This is a genomic window from Leifsonia xyli subsp. cynodontis DSM 46306 (assembly GCF_000470775.1).
Taxonomy (GTDB): Bacteria; Actinomycetota; Actinomycetes; order Actinomycetales; family Microbacteriaceae; genus Leifsonia; species Leifsonia cynodontis.
The window spans coordinates 1308223-1325749 of the sequence record NC_022438.1; the positions used below are offsets into that span (position 1 = coordinate 1308223).

Annotated in this window: 15 protein-coding genes, 2 tRNA genes and 4 pseudogenes; 8 read left to right on the forward strand and 13 right to left on the reverse strand. The window is 68.4% G+C overall.

What is annotated here, in order from left to right; genetic code table 11:
• From O159_RS06185 to O159_RS06205, 5 genes are all read left to right on the forward strand, one after another.
• Complete coding sequence (locus tag O159_RS06185; RefSeq protein WP_021754893.1) at positions 1 to 1209, forward strand: PucR family transcriptional regulator; 1209 nt, start codon at positions 1 to 3, stop codon at positions 1207 to 1209.
• Between the two features lie 85 nt (positions 1210 to 1294).
• Positions 1295 to 2215 carry an ACP S-malonyltransferase gene (locus O159_RS06190; RefSeq protein ID WP_021754894.1) on the forward strand — a complete coding sequence of 307 codons (921 nt, stop codon included), beginning with the start codon at positions 1295 to 1297 and terminating at the stop codon, positions 2213 to 2215.
• Between the two features lie 11 nt (positions 2216 to 2226).
• Positions 2227 to 3237, forward strand: coding sequence for a beta-ketoacyl-ACP synthase III (locus tag O159_RS06195; RefSeq protein WP_021754895.1), 1011 nt, complete (start codon positions 2227 to 2229; stop codon positions 3235 to 3237).
• A 42-nt stretch (positions 3238 to 3279) separates the two neighbouring features.
• A complete protein-coding gene (locus tag O159_RS06200; RefSeq protein ID WP_043993575.1) occupies positions 3280 to 3531 on the forward strand; it encodes an acyl carrier protein in 252 nt (83 codons plus the stop codon).
• Positions 3532 to 3639: 108 nt separating this feature from the next.
• Positions 3640 to 4875, forward strand: coding sequence for a beta-ketoacyl-[acyl-carrier-protein] synthase family protein (locus O159_RS06205; RefSeq protein WP_021754897.1), 1236 nt, complete (start codon positions 3640 to 3642; stop codon positions 4873 to 4875).
• Between the two features lie 134 nt (positions 4876 to 5009).
• On the opposite strand, the gene O159_RS06210 is transcribed toward O159_RS06205, so the two are convergent.
• Positions 5010 to 5513 (reverse strand): DUF3145 domain-containing protein, encoded by a 504-nt coding sequence (locus O159_RS06210; protein ID WP_043993577.1) that lies wholly within the window; start codon positions 5511 to 5513, stop codon positions 5010 to 5012.
• Positions 5514 to 5675: 162 nt separating this feature from the next.
• Between O159_RS06210 and O159_RS06215 the strand changes: the two genes are divergently transcribed.
• The gene (locus tag O159_RS06215) at positions 5676 to 6269 is read left to right on the forward strand and encodes a PadR family transcriptional regulator (RefSeq protein WP_021754899.1); all 594 of its coding nucleotides are present in this window, start codon (positions 5676 to 5678) and stop codon (positions 6267 to 6269) included.
• A 9-nt stretch (positions 6270 to 6278) separates the two neighbouring features.
• Here the strand turns inward: O159_RS06215 and O159_RS06220 are convergent, their stop codons facing one another.
• The 3 genes and pseudogenes from O159_RS06220 to O159_RS06230 form a co-directional block, all read right to left on the reverse strand.
• On the reverse strand, positions 6279 to 7124 hold the full coding sequence (locus O159_RS06220) for a DUF1684 domain-containing protein (protein WP_021754900.1): 846 nt from the start codon (positions 7122 to 7124) through the stop codon (positions 6279 to 6281).
• Positions 7125 to 7192: 68 nt separating this feature from the next.
• Positions 7193 to 8858, reverse strand: a pseudogene (locus O159_RS06225) (bifunctional 3'-5' exonuclease/DNA polymerase).
• Positions 8859 to 8975: 117 nt separating this feature from the next.
• Positions 8976 to 9434: an NUDIX domain-containing protein gene (locus O159_RS06230; RefSeq protein WP_021754901.1), complete on the reverse strand. Its 459-nt coding sequence runs from the start codon at positions 9432 to 9434 to the stop codon at positions 8976 to 8978.
• 76 nt (positions 9435 to 9510) lie between these two features.
• On the opposite strand from O159_RS06230, the pseudogene O159_RS06235 reads away from it, so the two are divergent.
• Positions 9511 to 9985, forward strand: a pseudogene (locus O159_RS06235) (NUDIX domain-containing protein).
• A gap of 122 nt (positions 9986 to 10107) precedes the next feature.
• On the opposite strand, the gene O159_RS06240 reads toward O159_RS06235, so the two are convergent.
• The 4 genes from O159_RS06240 to O159_RS06255 form a co-directional block, all read right to left on the reverse strand.
• Complete coding sequence (locus tag O159_RS06240; RefSeq protein ID WP_021754903.1) at positions 10108 to 10893, reverse strand: alpha/beta fold hydrolase; 786 nt, start codon at positions 10891 to 10893, stop codon at positions 10108 to 10110.
• 246 nt (positions 10894 to 11139) lie between these two features.
• A tRNA-Ile gene (locus tag O159_RS06245) sits at positions 11140 to 11213 on the reverse strand.
• Between the two features lie 18 nt (positions 11214 to 11231).
• Positions 11232 to 12413: a glycosyltransferase gene (locus O159_RS06250; protein ID WP_021754904.1), complete on the reverse strand. Its 1182-nt coding sequence runs from the start codon at positions 12411 to 12413 to the stop codon at positions 11232 to 11234.
• A gap of 141 nt (positions 12414 to 12554) precedes the next feature.
• The gene (locus O159_RS06255) at positions 12555 to 13508 is read right to left on the reverse strand and encodes a DMT family transporter (RefSeq protein ID WP_043993581.1); all 954 of its coding nucleotides are present in this window, start codon (positions 13506 to 13508) and stop codon (positions 12555 to 12557) included.
• Between the two features lie 48 nt (positions 13509 to 13556).
• Between O159_RS06255 and def the strand changes: the two genes are divergently transcribed.
• On the forward strand, positions 13557 to 14123 hold the full coding sequence (gene def / locus O159_RS06260) for a peptide deformylase (RefSeq protein WP_021754906.1): 567 nt from the start codon (positions 13557 to 13559) through the stop codon (positions 14121 to 14123).
• A gap of 18 nt (positions 14124 to 14141) precedes the next feature.
• Here the strand turns inward: def and O159_RS06265 are convergent, their stop codons facing one another.
• The 5 genes and pseudogenes from O159_RS06265 to O159_RS06280 form a co-directional block, all read right to left on the reverse strand.
• On the reverse strand, positions 14142 to 15014 hold the full coding sequence (locus O159_RS06265; RefSeq protein WP_021754907.1) for a sensor histidine kinase: 873 nt from the start codon (positions 15012 to 15014) through the stop codon (positions 14142 to 14144).
• 304 nt (positions 15015 to 15318) lie between these two features.
• Positions 15319 to 15391: transfer RNA gene (locus O159_RS06270), tRNA-Asn, on the reverse strand.
• Between the two features lie 37 nt (positions 15392 to 15428).
• Positions 15429 to 16049 carry an NAD(P)-dependent oxidoreductase gene (locus tag O159_RS06275; RefSeq protein WP_456237221.1) on the reverse strand — a complete coding sequence of 207 codons (621 nt, stop codon included), beginning with the start codon at positions 16047 to 16049 and terminating at the stop codon, positions 15429 to 15431.
• A gap of 97 nt (positions 16050 to 16146) precedes the next feature.
• Positions 16147 to 16239: pseudogene (locus O159_RS16985) on the reverse strand (IS5/IS1182 family transposase); the annotation flags it as partial.
• 52 nt (positions 16240 to 16291) lie between these two features.
• Positions 16292 to 17233 (reverse strand): annotated as a pseudogene (locus tag O159_RS06280) (IS30-like element ISLxc3 family transposase); the annotation flags it as partial.
• Positions 17234 to 17527 lie beyond the last annotated feature (294 nt).

Here is a 17527-nt window from a genome sequence, read left to right on the forward strand (position 1 = left end):
GTGCCGACGACACCGGAGAGGACCACGTCCGAGACCCTTGCGTGGCTGCGCAAGATCTCAGGCGAACTCGCCACGACGACACTGAAGCGCCTGGAGGACACGCTCCCCTGGTACCGGGACATGCCCCCCGGCCGCCGCAGCGCGGTCGGCCTGGTGGCTCAGGCCGGCATCTCCTCGTTCATCTCGTGGTTCGACGACCCGCGTTCGACGCCGTGGATCGCGGCCGACGTCTTCGGGGCGGCTCCTCGCGAGCTGCTCCGGAGCGTCAGCCTGCAGCAGACGCTCCAGCTGATCAAGATCACCGTCGAGGTGGTCGAGGAGCGCGTCAAGAGTTCCAACGATGGACCGTTGAAGGACTCGATCCTGCTCTACTCGCGCGAGATCGCCTTCGCCGCCGCGGACGTCTACGCTCGCGCCGCCGAGGCCAGAGGGCTGTGGGACGCACGTCTGGAGGCGCTCGTCGTCGACAGTATCCTCACCGGTGAGTACGACGATGAGCTGCCCAGCCGCATCGCCGCGCTCGGCTGGCACGGTCACGGCGAGGTGAGCGTCCTCGTCGGCACCGCACCGAAGCTGCTGGATGTCGACCAGCTGCGGCGAACGGCCCGGCACATGTCCGCCGACGTGCTGATCGGGGTGCAGGGCAGCCGGCTCGTGCTCGTCATCGGCCGCGCCTGGCCGAGCGACAGCACTCCGGAGGACGCCATCGGCACCGCGCCCACGGTCTCCTTCATGGACATCGCGCAGCAGCTGGAGCCGGGCTTCGGCTCTGGGCACCTCGTCCTCGGCCACGAAGTCCCGAGCTTGGTGGACGCCTCCAAGAGCGCGAAGGCCGCCCTCGCCGGCTTCGCTGTGGCCAAGGCCTGGCGCAACTGCCCCCGCCCGGTGCATGCCGACGATCTGCTCCCCGAGCGCGCGTTCGCCGGCGACGGCCTTGCCCGCGCGACGCTCATCAACCGTGTCTACCGGCCGCTGCAGAGCTATTCGACCGAACTGCTCACCACACTGTGGTGTTACCTTGACAACGGCCGGTCGCTGGAGGCGACGGCGCGGGAGCTGTTCGTGCATCCGAACACCGTGCGCTACCGGTTGAAGCGCGTCTCCGACGTGATCGGCTGGGACGCCACCGGGGCGCGCGAGGCGCTCATCCTGCAGGCCGCGCTCATCGTGGGCTCGATCAACGAGCCGGACGGGCCGCGGCGCGCCTGATTTTGCAGACTCCCACAAAGCCTTCGATAATACTTTGAATTTGTCCCACACATCCGCGCGGCGGAAGATTGGCAGACTGGAACTCGTGATTGTCATCGTGTGCCCGGGGCAGGGCTCTCAGACCCCCGGCTTCCTCGATCCCTGGCTCGCCGAAGCGCCGTTCCGCGATCAGCTCACCGGCATCTCCGACGCGGTGGGGATCGACCTCGTCGCACACGGGACGGTGAGCGACGAGGAGACCATCCGGGACACCGCGGTGGCGCAGCCGCTCATCGTGTCGGCCGGTCTGCTGACGCTCTCGGCGCTGCTGGCCGATGGCCGCCGGGAGAAGATCGGCGGAATCGCGGGCCACTCGGTCGGCGAGCTGACCGCCGCCGCCGGGGCCGGGGTGCTGTCGGAGACCGACGCTGTGGCGTTCGTCCGTGAGCGCGGAGCCGCGATGGCGCGCGCCGCCGCCGAGTCGCCCACCGGCATGAGTGCCATCATCGGAGCCGATGAGGCCGAGCTGTCCGCGAAGCTCGACGAGCTGGGCCTCTCCCCCGCCAACAACAACGGTGCGGGGCAGATCGTGGTCGCCGGAGCGCTGGACGCTCTGGCCGCTCTCGGCGCGGAGCCGCCGGCGCGCGCCCGGGTCATCCCGTTGCGGGTCGCGGGCGCTTTCCACACTCGGTACATGGCCTCCGCTGTTCCCGCGCTGGAGCGGTTCGCGGCGACGCTGACCACGAGTGAACCGACGCTGCGCCTCTGGACCAACAAGGACGGCTCGGAGGTCGCCGACGGCGCCGAGTTCCTCCGGCTGCTGGTCGGACAGGTCTCCTCGCCGGTGCGGTGGGACCTCACCATGCAGGCGTTCCAGGAGGCCGGGGTGACCGGTCTGATCGAGCTGGCCCCGGCCGGTGCGCTCACGGGGCTCGCCAAGCGCGGCCTGAAGGGCGTGCCCACCGTCGCCGTCAAGACGCCGGAGGACCTGCCTGCCGCGTACGACCTCATCGACCAGGCTGCCTAGGAGAGACCCGGATGACCCAGAACCACCCCACCCTGCAGCAGCCGCACGGCCCGCAGTACACCCGCATCCTGTCGATCGGCGCCGCGCGCGGCGACCTCGTGGTTCCGAACGATGACCTCGTTGGCCCCATCGACTCCTCGGACGAGTGGATCCGGCAGCGCACCGGCATCGTCACGCGCACCCGCGCGAGCCGCGGGCTGACCGCCGTCGATCTCGCCACCGAGGCCGCGACCGAGGCCATCGAGAAGTCGGGTGTCGACCCGAAGCTGATCGACGTCGTCATCGTCGCGACGATCTCGAACCCCCAGCAGACGCCGTCGCTGGCCGCTGTGCTCGCCGACCGGGTCGGTGCGAACCCCGCGGCCGCGTACGACATGAACGCGGCCTGCGCCGGATACGCCTACGGCATCGCCCAGGCCGATGCGCTCATCCGCACCGGCGTAGCGCACTATGCGCTGGTGGTCGGCGCTGAGAAGCTCTCGGACATCGTGGACCCCACCGACCGCACCATCTCCTTCCTACTCGGCGATGGTGCGGGCGCCGTCGTCATCGGCCCGAGCGAGTATCCGGGCATCTCCCAGACGATCTGGGGCTCCGATGGGTCGAAGGCCGGAGCGGTCGGGATGGGCAGCACGCTCACCGAGTTCCGCGACGGCGAGAAGCCGTGGCCGACTCTGCGCCAGGACGGGCAGGCTGTGTTCCGGTGGGCCGTCTGGGAGATGGCGAAGGTGGCCAAGCAGGCCCTGGATGCGGCCGGTGTCGCCCCGGAGCAGCTCGCCGCCTTCATCCCGCACCAGGCGAACATGCGCATCGTCGACGAGTTCGCAAAGCAGGTGAAGCTGCCGGAGACGGTCGCCATCGCCCGCGATATCGAGACAACCGGGAACACCTCGGCCGCCTCGATCCCCCTTGCGACCCACCGCCTGCTCCAGGAGAACCCGGAGCTCAGCGGCGGCCTCGCGCTGCAGATCGGATTCGGCGCCGGTCTGGTCTTCGGCGCTCAGGTGGTTGTGCTGCCTTAGACTGTTCCACGGTCAAACGACACCCTCAAGGAGATAAACATCATGGCATTGTCTACCGAAGAAGTTCTTGCCGGCCTGGCCGAACTCATCAAAGACGAGACCGGCATCGCAACGGACACGGTTGAGCTGGACAAATCGTTCACCGATGACCTCGACATCGACTCCATCTCGATGATGACCATCGTGGTCAACGCCGAGGACAAGTTCGACGTCAAGATCCCGGACGAGGAGGTTAAGAACCTCAAGACCGTCGGTGACGCTGTCGAGTTCATCGTCAAGGCGCAGGACGCCTAAGCGCCGCAAGAAGAAACTTCTCTCGTGCGGGCGGCGTGACACCGCTCCGCCCGCGCGGGCGGCGGCGCTTGCGATGCGCCGATGTTCCTACTACACGGAGTTGCCGTTATGACCAAGAAGATCGTGATCACCGGGCTCGGAGCCTCCTCGCCGCTCGGTGGCACCGCTTCGGAGAGCTGGGCCGCGCTGCTGGCCGGCGAGTCCGGAGCCCGCTCGCTCACCCATGACTGGGTCGCCGAGCTGGAGCTGCCGATCACCTTCGCCGCCGAGGCCAAGGTGCGGCCGTCCGCTGTTCTCGAGCGCACGGTCGCGAAGCGGCTGGACCCCTCCAGCCAGTTCGCGCTGGTCTCCGCGATGGAGGCCTGGGCCGATGCGGGCTCCCCCCGGGTGGCCCCGGAGCGCCTCGGCGTCGACTACGCCACGGGCATCGGCGGTGTGTGGACCCTGCTGGACGCCTGGGACACGCTGCGCGAGCGCGGGCCGCGCCGCGTTCTGCCGATGACCGTCCCGATGCTCATGCCGAATGCGGCCGCGGCCGCCGTCTCCATGCACTTCGAGGCGCGCGCGTTCGCCCGCACCGTCGCCTCCGCCTGCGCGTCGAGCACCGAGTCGCTCGTCAACGCGTATGAGCACTTGCAGGCCGGGCTAGCCGATGTCGTGATCGCCGGCGGCAGCGAGTCGGCCATCCACCCGATCACGCTCGCATCGTTCGCGTCCATGCAGGCTCTCTCGCGCCGCAACGACGACCCCGCCACCGCTTCCCGGCCCTACAGCGTCGACCGCGACGGCTTCGTGATGGGCGAGGGCGCGGCGAGCCTCGTGCTCGAGACCGAGGAGCACGCGCTCGCCCGAGGCGCCCGTGTCTACGCGGAAGTCGTCGGCGGCGGTGTGACGGCGGATTCGTACCACATCACCGCGAACGACCCCGAGGGCCGCGGCGCCAGCCGGGCTGTGCGGATGGCGCTGGAGCAGGCGGGCGCCTCGCCCGACGAGGTGACGCACATCAATGCGCACGCGACGAGCACGCCGGTCGGCGACCCGTCGGAGTATGTGGCACTGCGCGAGGTTTTCGGTGACCGTGTCCACCGTATCCCGGTCTCCGCCACCAAAGCGTCGACGGGCCACTTGCTCGGCGGAACCGGTGCGCTGGAAGCTGTTTTCACCGTCCTTGCGCTGCGCGACCGCATCGCTCCGCCGACGATCAACATCACGGAGATGGACCCGGCGATTCCGCTGCAGGTCTCGGGCGAGTGCCATTCCCTCGGCGACGGTCCGCAGCTCGCCATCAGCAACTCGTTCGGCTTCGGCGGCCACAACGCCGTCGTCGCTCTCCGCTCGGTCTGAGCGCACCGGACCCCGCGTCCCGAAGAATCTCCACAAAAGGGAGGAGATGCGCCGCCGGGAGGCCGGGAACGCGAGAGAAGGAGGAGTTCCCGGCGAGCGGGCGGCGTCTGCCGGGCCCGCCACGGGAGTTCGCGTCAGCCCACTTTGTGCAGCCAGATGACGGAGGTAGCGTCGTGCGCGTGCCGGAAGGGTTCTAGCTCGTCGTCCCACGCCTGCCCGAGCGCCAGCCGCAGCTCGCGGTGCAGCTCGAGCGGGTTGCTGCCAGCGATCTCCATCGCAGAGCGCACGCGGTCTTCGGGGATGACGGTGTTGCCCGCCGTGTCGGTCTGAGCGAAGAAGACGCCGAGGTCGGGCGTGTGCATCCAGCGCCCACCGTCGGTGCCGAGACCGGCATCCTCGGTCACCTCGTAGCGGAGGTGTTCCCAGCCGCGTAGTGCCGTCGCGAGACGTGCGCCTGTGCCGGAGGGGCCATCCCAGAAGAACTCGGTCCGCTGGCTGCCTTTCAGCACCGGTTGCTGCTCCCAGGTGAAATTGACGCCACGACCGAGAGCGCGACCCGCCGCCCATTCGATATGGGGGCAGAGCGCGCTTGGTGAGGAATGCACGTAGAGCATTCCTCGGGCTGCGTGAGCCGTCATAATTTCCTCCGTTCGTCGGTGCGTCTTCCCCTACGACCAGGAACGGATGTCATGACAAGTATGAAGTTGGCTAGGGCCATTGTTCCGGAAAACGCCGGCGAGTTACAAGATTGTGTTTCGGCGATTCCACCGACGCTGTGGAAAGTGAATAACATACCGAGTATGTCGGTGCAGTTCGGCTTTCTCGCGATCCTGACCCAGGGACCCGCCTACGGCTCGCAACTCCAGAGCGAGTTCCTCCTCCGCGCGGCTCATCGCCGCCAGCTGAACGCCGGGCAAGTGTACTCGACGCTTGAACGGATGGTCCGCCAGGGTCTCGTCCGGTCGGATGGGGAGACGGAAGACGGTCTTCCGCTCTACGCCCTGACGGACGCGGGCGCCGCCCAAGCCCATATCTGGCTGACCGGAGGTTCCCTCGATGCGCGGCCGGACTGGGAGGAGATGCAGGACCAAGTGCTCATCGCCGCCTCCCTCGCCGGTGCGGAACCAGCGGTCGTGGTGGAGGGCTATCGGGCGGTGTTCGCCGAACGTATCCGCGGACTGAGCCATGACGCCGACTCGCGCGCGCGCCTCGCGGCGAATCGCGCGGCGGAGCTGGGTGCGAAGGCCGCCCTCGCCTGGCTGGACGAGGTAGCTGCCGCGCTGGCCGCGCACCCGGACGCGCTTGTCCAGCCGCGCAGCCCGGAGCGGCCGCGGCGGGGACGTCGGCCCTCCGCCGCCACCACGGAGCGATCGTTCCCGGGAGCTCGGCGGTGAGCGCCCGGATCATCGGTGCAGCAGTTCGCCGGCCTTGTCCAGGACGTTCTTCTCCCCCGCCTCGATCGGCACCGCGAACCGGTTCTGCGCCGGCGGCAGCGGGCAGTTGAAGTTGTAGCTGAACGCGCAGGGCGGCAGCACCGCCAGGTTGAAGTCGAGCGTGACGGTTCCGTCGGAGTTCGGCGCGACGAAGAGGAAACGGCCGACGGCGTACGTGCTGTCGCCATTGGTGCTGTCGGCGAAGACGAGCTGGAGGGCCCGTCCGGCCTGGAAGGCGGCGAGGCTGTAATCGACGCCGTCTTTGGTGAAGGCGATCTCGCCGGGGATCACTATGTCGCGCGTCGCGCCATCGTCTTTGAGGTGCTCGAAGCCGACGATCTTGCCGCCCTCGATCGGGCGGAACGCAGCCTGGACGATCCACTCGGGGTTGAAGGGGAAGGCGTCAATGGAGCCGAAATCCCGGATCGCCTCGGAGTTCGCGTCCCACACCCGCAGCGCATACTCCCCCGTTTCGCTGGCGATCACGAAACCGGTGACCGTGTCGCTGAAGACGACCTCCGAGGGTTTCGGGTCGTCTTTGCCGCGTACGATCGCCGAGCCGTCGACGTGTGTGCCGTCCACTGTGATGCCGTCGGCGGCCGCAGCGGTGACCCTGAGACCTGATTGCCCGGCCGGCAGCGGGGCCCACCGTCCCGGGACTCCCCAGATCGTCTGGTCGCTGCCGGGCTCGCCGGTGATCCACTGCGTGTTCACGAGTGCCAGGCTGCCCTTCGGCGCGACGACGGCCTGCTCGCGGCGCTGGCGGTAGCGGGCCAGGATATCGCGGGGATCGGAAGGGGGGGCCGTGTCTGTCATGGGTCTCCATCCTCGAGCAGATCTCGGAGTGCCACCGCCACCGACACTCGCAGATTGCGGTCGCGGCCTCATCTGGCCTCCGCGTAGTTGTCGACCACGGCCGCGGCGACGGGGAATTCGACGGGGAAACCGCCGAAGAGCAGTGTACCGGCCCGGGCGGCGGCGCTCGACACGGCTTCGCCCACCGCCTCCGTGAGAGCGTCCGGCGTATGAACGATGACTTCGTCGTGCAGGAAGTAGACGAGGTGGGGCGCTTCGGTCAGCGGACGACCCGCCGCGAGCGCGGTCAGGCGGTTCCGCAGCTCGGCCATCCAGCACAGCGCCCACTCGGCCGCGCTCGCCTGCACCACGAAGTTGCGCGTGAAGCGGCCCCAGTCGCGGGCCTGCGCGCGTGCGCGGCGTTCGTCGGCGGGGGTCGACTCGGCCGTGCTGGCAGCCGACTGCGTCTCCTGCCAGGAGCCGCCCGGTCGCGGCGAGCTGCGGCCCAGGCGGGAGGTGACGACCTCCCCTCTCTCCCCCGCCCGCGCGGCTTCTTAGACGAGCCGCACGGCTCGTGGGAAGGCCCGGGCGAGGCGCGGCATCAACCGCCCGCTCTCCCCCGTCGTCGCGCCGTACATCGCGCCGAGCATGGCGACTTTGGCCTGTGTACGCTCCGTCACCGCACCCGCGGAGACGATGCCCGTGTACAGGTCCTGCCCGCGGCCGGCGGCGGCCATCGCCTGATCGTGCGCGAGGCCGGTCAGGATGCGCGGTTCGAGTTGTGCGGCGTCGGCGACGACCAGTTTCCAGCCGGGATCGGCGATCACGGCACCGCGTACGTGCTTCGGCAGTTGGAGGGCGCCGCCACCGCGCGTCGCCCAGCGTCCCGTCACCACCCCGCCCGGAACGTAGTCGGGCCGGAACTGGCCGTTCTGCACCCAGGATTCGAGCCAGGACCAGCCGTTGGCTGTCAGCAGCCTGGAGAGTTTCTTGTAGTGCAGCAGCGGCTCGATGACCGGGTGGTCGAGCTCGCGGAGCTCCCAGGAGCTGGTGGAGCTCACGCGGAGGCCCGCGCGTTGCAGGGCCCGCAGCAGCGCGGGCGGGCTGTCGGGGTTGAGGGTGGGCGAGTCGAGCGCGGCGCGGATCTGCGCGGCCAGGTCCTCGAGCACCACGGGCCCGCCATAGGCGGGGCGGGGTCCGAGCAGCTCGGTCAGAAGGGCGTCGTGCCGCTCAGCGCTGTACGGCAGGCCGGCGAAGCGCATCTCCGCCGCGATCAGTGCGCCGGCGGACTCGGCGGCCAGCAGCAGACGGAGGCGTCCGGGATCGGCGGAGGCGGCCACGGCATCCTGCTGAGCGGCGAACTCGGCAGCGGCGGATGGTGGCTCCCGACGGGTGGGCTGGTCCAGCTCGAAGAGCGCGGTGTGCGCGGCGGACGGCGCCTCTTCGGCCTCGATCGTGGCCTCCCACGGCCCGGGCGGGGCGGTCGCGATCGCCGAGGCCGCGCTCAGTGTACTGTGACGGATGATGACGTGGCTCAGCCGCAGGTCGGCGCACAGCGTTCGACACGAAGGCCGGCGGCGAGCAGCGCGGGGTACCAGGCGCGCGTGTCGCTCCAGACCCAGCGCGGGTGCTCATCTCCCGTTCGTGGAGCCGGACAAACTCTATCAGGCCGCCGGTGTCGAGCCGCTCCGGCGGCCCGTCCTCCGGCATCGCTACGACGGAGCCGTCGGGCGACCGGTCGAGGACGATGTGCATTCCCTCATTCTCACGTGTACCGCCGACATCGGCTGGACCGCCGCCGTTCACCGGAGAAGAGCTCGGCTCACGGCGATGCCGGTCCCGCCGTCCGGGCGAGTCCGCTCTCCTGAGGGCTCAGCCGGTCAGCGCCGTCAGCCGTGCGTGGAGCTCTGGCCACGCTGCGCCGAACCCGGGATGCAAGGGCAGCCCGGCCACCTCGGCGAGCGGCACCCAGCGCAGTTCGATGCTCTCGACGTCCGCCATCCGCGCCTCGAACGGGCGCACGACCTCAGCCGCGACCGTGGTGTACGACCAGAAACCGAGATCCAGCACACGGGTGAACAGCAGCTCAAGGGCATCCGCTGGGACAGCCGCCTCCTCCGCGGCTTCGCGCAGGGCTCCTTCCACGGCGGACTCCCCCTCGTGCCGTGCTCCTCCCGGCAGGCCCCACGTTCCGCCGAAGTGACTCCACTCGGCCCGGTGTTGCAGGAGCACCCCTCGGCGGACGTCGTGGACCAGCAGCCCGGCGGCGCCGAACCGGCCCCAGAACCGCTCGCCGTTCGGGCCTTCCACCCACGCATCGCCGGAGTTCACTTTCCCCACGTTAGTCGGCATAGGGTGTCGGCATGACGATCGAACACCGTCGCCGTCTCCTCGGATGGTCGCGCTGATGGCGGCCCGCAGTGCCGGAATCCTGTTGTACCGTCGCGGCGAGACCGGTGTCGAGGTGTGGATCGCCCACATGGGCGGGCCGTTCTGGGCACACAAGGACGAGGGCGGCTGGAGCATCCCGAAAGGCCTCGTGGACGAGGGTGAGGACGATATGGCGGCGGCCCAGCGGGAGTTCGCCGAGGAGATGGGCTCGCCCGCGCCGGAGGCCGACTACGAACGGCTCGGCGAGTTCACGGCCTCTGGCAAGACGATCGTCGTGTTCGCGGCCGAGGCCGCGTTCGACCCGGCCGAGATCCACAGCGACACATTCGAACTCGAGTGGCCGCCGCACTCGGGCCGTGTCCGGCGGTTCGCCGAGGTGGACGCCGCAGGATGGCACCCTGTCGCAGACGCCCGCCTCAAGCTCACGAAGGGGTCAGCGGCCTCTGCTCGACGCGTTGCTGAGGGCACAGGGAGGCGCGGACCGGCTCTGACGCCGGGGCTCCGGGGAATAGCTATCGCCGATGGCTCGCTGGTGCCGTGGCGGCGAAGAAGCCGGACGCGGTACGCGAGCGCTAGCAACGGCCCTCGATCGCCGCTGATCGGGTGAGCGCCGTCACCTGTTTTCTCCGATGTACTCGCGGATTCTTTCGTTCACCGCCTCAGGATGGGTGACATTCACCGCATGCGTTCCACCAGGGACGACGAATGGTGCGCGCGAACCCGGGAGCTTGTCGGAAAGTTCATACTGGATATCCGGTGCGATGTCGTGGTCCTCTTCGCCGACCACGACCAGCGCCGGACAGGAGATGTCGCCCAGCCGTGGTGTGAGGTCGTCGCGTTCGAGGACGCACTGTGCCGCATTGTCTAACCGCTGCCAAGGCAGCGAACGCCAAAGATCTTGCCACTCTCCCCAGTATTCCCGGTACCCATCGAACAGATTGGCGGCAATCTGATCCAGAAGGTTCGAGGACGGTCCGGACGAACTCCACGCCTTGGAGGTCCTGTAATAGTTCTGAAAGCTCTCGGGGGATGCTGCTCTAGTCTCGGTGGAGATGAGGATCAAGCCTTGCACGCTTTCGGGGTATGCGAGGGCACCACGCAACCCGATGAATCCGCCCTGCGACATCCCCGCCCAGAACGCCTTCTCCACGTCGAGAACCCTCAGGATCTCGTTGGCGTAGCGCGCCAGGTACCAGAAGGTGAATCCCTCACATCCATCATCGGCGGCACCATGACCGAAGGAATCCACCGTGATCCACCGGAACTCTGACAGCCTCTGAACCTGATGGTCGAACATCTTCTGACCCAGGAGAAAGCCGTGGAGCGCGAGGACAGGCGTTCCGGCGCCTCCGTGGTCTGTGTAGGCAAGCCGTCCATAAGGCGTCTGCAGAAAAGACATACTCCCCGCTCCTTCTCAGCTCCGTGAAGTGAGCAGGATAGACCCTTGGAGGGAGAACTGTTAAGGGGGCGTTTTCAGAGCTGCCGGCGCCGGGGCGGGCTTTCACCTTGTTTTGCTGTTCGGACCCCGCTCTTCTGGGGGCCGGTTTTCGTTGGCGCGGCGCCGGTGGGTGTCATTGCGCGCCGATGACGGTCCGAACTCTGGCCTCCCCGTGCATTACGGGACGGTAGGTGCATCACTGGACGGTAGGGCGGACGGGACTTGAACCCGTGACCGGCGGATTATGAGTCCGATGCTCTGACCAGCTGAGCTACCGCCCCGTGCCCGCCGCTTCCGGATCACTCCGTAGCGGGCTCGACGGCCGCCTCCGTCACCGGATCGGCCACCTGCTCTCTACGATACAGGCTTTCGAAGGTGGCGATCGTCGTCTGGATGTCGTGGGAGGCCACGATGCGCAGGGAAGCGTTCTTCAGCGCGTCGAGTTCGTCCTGCGGGAGGGTGAGGACGCTCTTCAGCTTGTCCGCGAGGTCCTGGGCGTCGCCGGGGCGGAAGAGGAAGCCGTTCTCGCCGTCGTGGACGAGGTGGGGCAGCGCCATCGCGTCGGCGGCGACGACGGGAAGCCCGGAGGCCATCGCCTCCATCGTGGCGATGGACTGGAGCTCGGCGATCGAGGGCATCGCGAAGACGGTGGCGCGCGTGTAGGCCGCCCGCAGCTCCTCGTCGGTGACATAACCGAGGAAAGCGACCCGGTCGGCGATGCCGAGGGTCTCCGCGAGGGCCTGCAGGTTCTTGAACTGGTCGCCGCCGCCGACGATCTCGACCTTCGCGTCGAGGGCATCGGGCAGGAGCTTCACCGCTTTGAGCAGCACGTCGATCTGCTTCTCGCCGGTCACCCGGCCGACGAAGAGGATGCGGTTGGCCGTGCGCGATCCGAAATCGGGAGTGTAGTTGTGGGCGTCGATGCCGCAGGAGATCGCGTGGATGCCGCGCAGTCCCGTCGCCTTTTCGAGGAACTCGGCGGCGCGGCGGGTCGGGGTCGTGATCGCCTCCGCGCGGTCGAAGCTCTTGCGGGCGTCTTTCCACGCCAGCGAGACGAAGGTGTGGTGCAGGAACCTCGGCAGACGAGTGAACTCGATGATGTTCTCGGGCATGACGTGGTTGGTGGCGACGATGCGGATACCGCGCTTCTGCGCCTCATAGGCCAGCCCGCGGCCGATGACGATGTGCGATTGCAGATGCACGACATCGGGTTTCACTTCGTCCAGCACGCGCCGCGCATTGGCTTTGCTGGTCCAGGGCAGTGCGAAGCGCAGCCAGTCGTGCGGATACCAGCGCCAGCTGCGCAGCCGATGGGCGGTCAGTTTGCGGCCGAGGTGCTCCTCCACCCAGGTGCCGTGGCGGCGGGAGGCCGCGGGGGCGACGATGTGGACGTCGTGACCGCGCTCGACCAGCCCGGCGGCCAGGCGCTCGGCGAAGCGGGCGGCGCCGTTGACATCCGGGGCAAAGGTGTCGCAGCCCATGACGATGGTCAGCGGTCGGGGGGGCGGTCCGCTCGGTTCAGTCACGGTTTGTGGTCCCTTGGTTCGTGGGCCGGGAAGAGGTCTTCGGCGAGGGCCGGAGCGTTCCGTCCGTCGTGATCCCGGCCGGTTCAACGGTCTATTCTAGGTGGCTTTCCCAGCCCCGGCCGCAGCGGCGTCGGCGATCGGCGCTTCGCCGCCCGATTGCGGGTGGTGCCGCGCGAGCTGGAAGACGCCGAAGATGGCGGCCGCGCCGGTGATCGCGAATCCGAGCATCGCCCACCACGGCGCGCCCGCCGCCTCGTTCAGGACGAGGATGCCGATGGTGACGGCGATCATCGGGTCGATGACGGTGAGGCCGGCGATCACGAGGTCCGGCGGTCCGGAGGAGTAGGCGTTCTGCACGAAGTAGGCCCCGAGCCCCGCAGCCGCGAGCAGCGCGACGATGCAGGCGACGAGCAGCCAGTCCCACTCCCTGTTCGAGATGCGGTCGATGACTACCTTCGCGAGCGTGGCGACGAACCCGTAGAGCACACCGGCGCCCACGATGTACATGATCGCCTTGAACCGGTGCCGCAACAACCAGGACGCGAGCCCGAACAGCAGGAGCACGACGGCCAGGACGATGAGGATGACGGTCAGCGCTTGGCCCGTCACCGGCAGATCCTTCGCGAAGACCGCCGCGATGAGAACGAACGAGCCGACGCCCCCGACGCACAGACCGACGGCGATGATCGACTGCTTGTTGAGTTTCACCCCGCTCACGCGAGCGTTCAGAACGCTGGTGATCACGAGCCCGACCACGCCGAGCGGTTGCACGAGGATGAGCGGTGAGAGCTTGAGGCTGACCAGCTGGAAAACGATGGCGAGTCCCAGCAGCAGCGTCCCGATCACCCAGGAGGGGCGGGCCAGCAGCAGCCCGATCTGTTTGAGAGAGAGACCGTCGCCGGCGTTCTCGGTCTGCGCCTCCACTTTGGCCACACCGTGATGCTGCAATTGCGCGCCGACGGAGAGGAAGCACGCGCCGATGAGCGCGACCGGGATGCCCAGGAGCTGACTGGGCTGATAGGTCAGCTCGAGCGCGTCCATCAGTTCCATACCCACCCCCCCGACACTACCGAACAGCGGGCCGATAGTCTTGCTGACATGGCTGTCCTTCCGATCCGGATCACCGGAGACACTGTTCTCCACACCCGCGCGGACGAGGTGACCGCGTTCGACGACGGACTGCGAACGCTTGTCGCGGAGATGTTCGAGACGATGGACGAGGCCCCCGGCGTCGGCCTGGCCGGTCCCCAGATCGGTGTGCCGCTGCGCCTGTTCGTCTACGGGTGGACGGATAACGACGAGGCACCCCACCGCGGTGTCGCGATCAACCCGGTGCTCTGGCAGAGCCCGCTCGACACCGGCCCGCTGGACGAGGACGCGGAGAGCGAAGGCTGTCTCTCCTTTCCCGGCGAGCGCTTCCCGCTCCGGCGCGCCGAGCGCGTGATTCTGCAGGCGGTGGATCTGGAGGGCGTGCCGTTCGAGGTGCGCGCCGAAGGCTGGCTGGCCCGGATCTTCCAGCACGAGTACGACCACCTCGACGGCGTGCTCTACGTGGATCGCCTCGGCCATCCCTTCGGCAAGCAGGCGCTGAAGACGCAGCGGAAGAACTCGTGGGGCGTCCCCGGACTCAGCTGGCTGCCCGGGCGCGACCACCTGGAGGACTGAGCCGACGGGCCCAGGAGGTCAGCGCAGCCGGACGCCGTGAATTCCGTTGTGGTGCCGCAGCGCCGGGAAGACGACGCACAGTGAGAAGCCGACCCCCGGAACCGTCTTCGCCGTGAGCACACCGCCGAACAGCGACGCCCGCTCTCGCAGCTCGGTCAGGCCGGCGCCCTCGGGCGGCTCGGTGATCGCGTGGAGGTCGTCCTCCATCGTGTAGGCGGTCGCGCGGTCGACGCCGTCACGATCGAGTCCGCTGCGGCGGGCTGCGGCCCGGATGCCGTCGTCGTCCACGCTCACCTGCAGACCATCGCCGGTCCACGCGAACGAGACGGTGGCTTTCGTTCCCGGGCCACCGTGTTTCAGCGCGTTCCCGAGACTGGTCTGCAGTATGCGGAAGATGGCGAGCTCCGCGCCTGGACGCAGCTCGAACGGCTTGCCGCTCTCGGTGAAGCCGACCGCGAGACCGGCGTCGCGCAGGACGCGGAAGAGGCCGCCCGCCGAGTGGAGGTCGGGGCTCGGGAGGGCGGCATTGCGGCCCTCCGCGACGACGTCCTGCAGTCGGCGCAGATCGGCCAGCGCGTCCCGCGCGGCCGTCTCGAGCGCTCCGGCGGAGAGAGAGGTCGCTTCGGGATCGGAGCCGGCGGCGTACCGTAGTCCTTCCGCCTGGCTGGCGAGCCGGCTGACGGCCGCCACAGCGACATCCGCGAGCTCTCCGGCGATGCGGAACCGGCCGTCCTGCTCGGCCAGGTCGAGTTCGCGGTCGATACGGTCCCACTCGGACTCCTCCCGCGTCGCGGCAAGCCGGCGGCGGACGCGCTCGGCGAGCCAGAGGGCGAGGAAGACGATCGTCGCAGCCCCGAGGGCTGCGACGAGGGCGGTCATGGGCGGGGTCATACGGGTCCTTCCGGAGGCCGGCTGCGATTCGCCCGGGCAGGATGCGCAGATCGTCCTACCGCAGGCGCGGCCGCTCCCACGGGGTTCGGCGGGTGAGGTTCAGGGTATGCCCATGCTAGCGCCGGGGACCGTGCTCATCCTGAGCCCGGAGGCACCGCGCGGCTCTTCTTCCGAGGAATGCCGGCTCTTCTCCGAGGAGCATGCGGGGATGTGCGTGCCGACGCAGTGCGGAAAGCGGCTGCACGCCTCTCCCGGCATGGCAAAGGTCCCGGGCCGCTTCGCCGCCCGGGACCTTGCTCTGACGCTCCCCGACTTGGACTCGAACCAAGAACCTGCCGGTTAACAGCCGGCTGCTCTGCCAATTGAGCTATCGAGGAATGCTTGATCAGCGAAGCCACTCTAGCAAGGATTCCGCTACCGGGAGAAATCGGCGGCGCATTCCGCGCGCGTCGCCATCAGTACCCCGCGCCGGGGTCCACCAGGCCGACGAAACGGCCGTCGCCGAGGAACGCCTGGACGTTCACCCGGACCCGCTCGGCGAGCAGCGGAGCGACCATCTGCGGCGTGTCGGCCTGGTGCGGGGTTGACGATGCAGTTCTTCTCCGCCCAGAGCGGGTGGCCGTCCGGCAGCGGCTCTGGGTCGGTGACATCGACCCCGGCTCCGGCGATGGCCCCGGTGCGAAGAGCCGTCACGAGCGCATTGCTGTCGACGAGGCCGCCGCGGGCGATGTTCACGAAGACGGCGGTGCTCTTCATCGCGGCGAACTCCCGGGCGCCGATGAGACGTCGCGTGCTGTCCGTGAGCGCGGCCGCGATGACCACCACATCCGCGGCGGGGAGGACCTCGCCCAGCCGATCGGCGGTGATCGTCGCCGCCGAACCGGGGACGGGCTCGGCGGAGCGCCAGACGATCGTCGCGCGGACTCCGAACGGTTCGAGCAGCCGCAGGAGTTCGCGCGCGATGCCGCCCGCGCCGACGATCACGACATCCAGGCCGTAGAGGGAGGTGCCCTCCTGCACCGTGCCCCAGCTCATCGCTCGAACCCGCCGGGGAAGGACGCGCAGCAGCGCGAGTGCGAGAGCGTGCTCGGCGACGGGCTGGGCGTAGGCCCCTTTCGCGCTCGTCCAGATGGCGGATTCTAGTGGTCGTTGCAACACGACGATTAGCTGGTAGGTAGTTTAGCGAGGCGCTGGGCTGGGGTTTCCCAGCCGAGCGTTTTGCGTGGGCGGGTGTTGAGTTCGTGTGCGACTCGGGCAAGGTCCGCGGGCGAGTGCTGTGAGAGGTCGGTGCCCTTCGGGAAGTACTGCCTCAGCAACCCGTTCGTGTTCTCGTTAGAACCGCGCTGCCAGGGCGAGGCTGGGTCGCAGAAGTAGACGTCCATGTCGGTGGCGATCGTGAACGTCTTGTGGGCGGCCATCTCCGCACCCTGGTCCCAGGTCAGCGACTTCTTCAGTTCGGCCGGCAGGCCGCTCATCGTCCGAATGAGGCCATCGCGGACGGTCTCGGCAGCGTGGTCGGTCGGGAGGTGGACGAGCATCACGAACCTGGTGGTTCGCTCGACGAGGGTGCCGATCGCGCTGGCGTGGTCAGCGCCGATGATGAGATCGCCTTCCCAATGCCCTGGAACAGCACGATCAGCGACCTCAGCGGGGCGCTCGGAGATCATGAGCATCGGGTCGACGAACCGCGAACGACGTGCGTTGGTTCCCCGGTTCGGTCGGCGACGTGCGCGCCCGGTACGCAGCGCTGTCGCGAGATCACGGCGCAGCTGGCCGCGTCCTTGGAGATAGAGCGTCTGGTAGATCGTCTCGGTCGCCACTCGCATCCCAACGTCGTCCGGGAACTGACGGATCAGGGCTCGAGTGATCTGCTCGGGAGACCACCGCAACGCCAGCTTCGACTCAACGAAAGCACGCAACCGCAGCTCTGTCACCAGTCTTCGCGGCTTTGGCCGTGGGCGACGCTTCGCCGAGTAGCGATGTGCTGCGAAGGGGTGATAGATCCCGGTCGAGGACCGGTTCCGGGAGATTTCCCGACTGATCGTGGATGGCGACCGCCGCAGCTGGGCGGCGATGCTCCGCAGTGACAACCCATCGCGGAGGAGATCCCGGATCTGCTCACGTTCCTCCAGCGAAAGGAACCGCGGATCGAGCTTCCTCTCCAGCTGAAAGATCGCCGCCGGCGAGATTGTCTCGGTGCCGTCAAGAAACGTCGTCATACCTGTTTTGTAATCGACGACCCGACCATCTGGGTAATAGCGGCGATGAGCGGTCTTCCGGACACCGTTATCCCAATCCCGTGCCGTGCGGATGTTCACCCCGACGGCAGCCGCTGCTTCGCGACGCGAGATGCCATCGCGTCGCAACTGGAAGTAGCGTTCCTTTCCTGGATGCGGACCAGTCCCGGTTTTCCCCTGGCTGCGCAGGCCGGCCTTCCATACCCACGTCCCGCAGGTCGCCGGGTTGAACCCCAACTCACGCGCCGCGATCGTGATGCTCCCACACGCCTCGAA

Bases quoted from the DNA above. Each gene is read 5' to 3' on its own strand.
- O159_RS06195 (WP_021754895.1), top strand. From the start codon at position 2,227: ATGACCCAGAACCACCCCACCCTGCAGCAGCCGCACGGCCCGCAGTAC.
- O159_RS06200 (WP_043993575.1), top strand. From the start codon at position 3,280: ATGGCATTGTCTACCGAAGAAGTTCTTGCCGGCCTGGCCGAACTCATC.
- O159_RS06205 (WP_021754897.1), top strand. From the start codon at position 3,640: ATGACCAAGAAGATCGTGATCACCGGGCTCGGAGCCTCCTCGCCGCTC.
- O159_RS06210 (WP_043993577.1), bottom strand. From the start codon at position 5,513: ATGACGGCTCACGCAGCCCGAGGAATGCTCTACGTGCATTCCTCACCA.
- O159_RS06215 (WP_021754899.1), top strand. From the start codon at position 5,676: ATGTCGGTGCAGTTCGGCTTTCTCGCGATCCTGACCCAGGGACCCGCC.
- O159_RS06220 (WP_021754900.1), bottom strand. From the start codon at position 7,124: ATGACAGACACGGCCCCCCCTTCCGATCCCCGCGATATCCTGGCCCGC.
- O159_RS06240 (WP_021754903.1), bottom strand. From the start codon at position 10,893: ATGTCTTTTCTGCAGACGCCTTATGGACGGCTTGCCTACACAGACCAC.
- O159_RS06250 (WP_021754904.1), bottom strand. From the start codon at position 12,413: ATGGGCTGCGACACCTTTGCCCCGGATGTCAACGGCGCCGCCCGCTTC.
- O159_RS06255 (WP_043993581.1), bottom strand. From the start codon at position 13,508: ATGGAACTGATGGACGCGCTCGAGCTGACCTATCAGCCCAGTCAGCTC.
- def (WP_021754906.1), top strand. From the start codon at position 13,557: ATGGCTGTCCTTCCGATCCGGATCACCGGAGACACTGTTCTCCACACC.
- O159_RS06265 (WP_021754907.1), bottom strand. From the start codon at position 15,014: ATGACCCCGCCCATGACCGCCCTCGTCGCAGCCCTCGGGGCTGCGACG.
- O159_RS06275 (WP_456237221.1), bottom strand. From the start codon at position 16,049: ATGAGCTGGGGCACGGTGCAGGAGGGCACCTCCCTCTACGGCCTGGAT.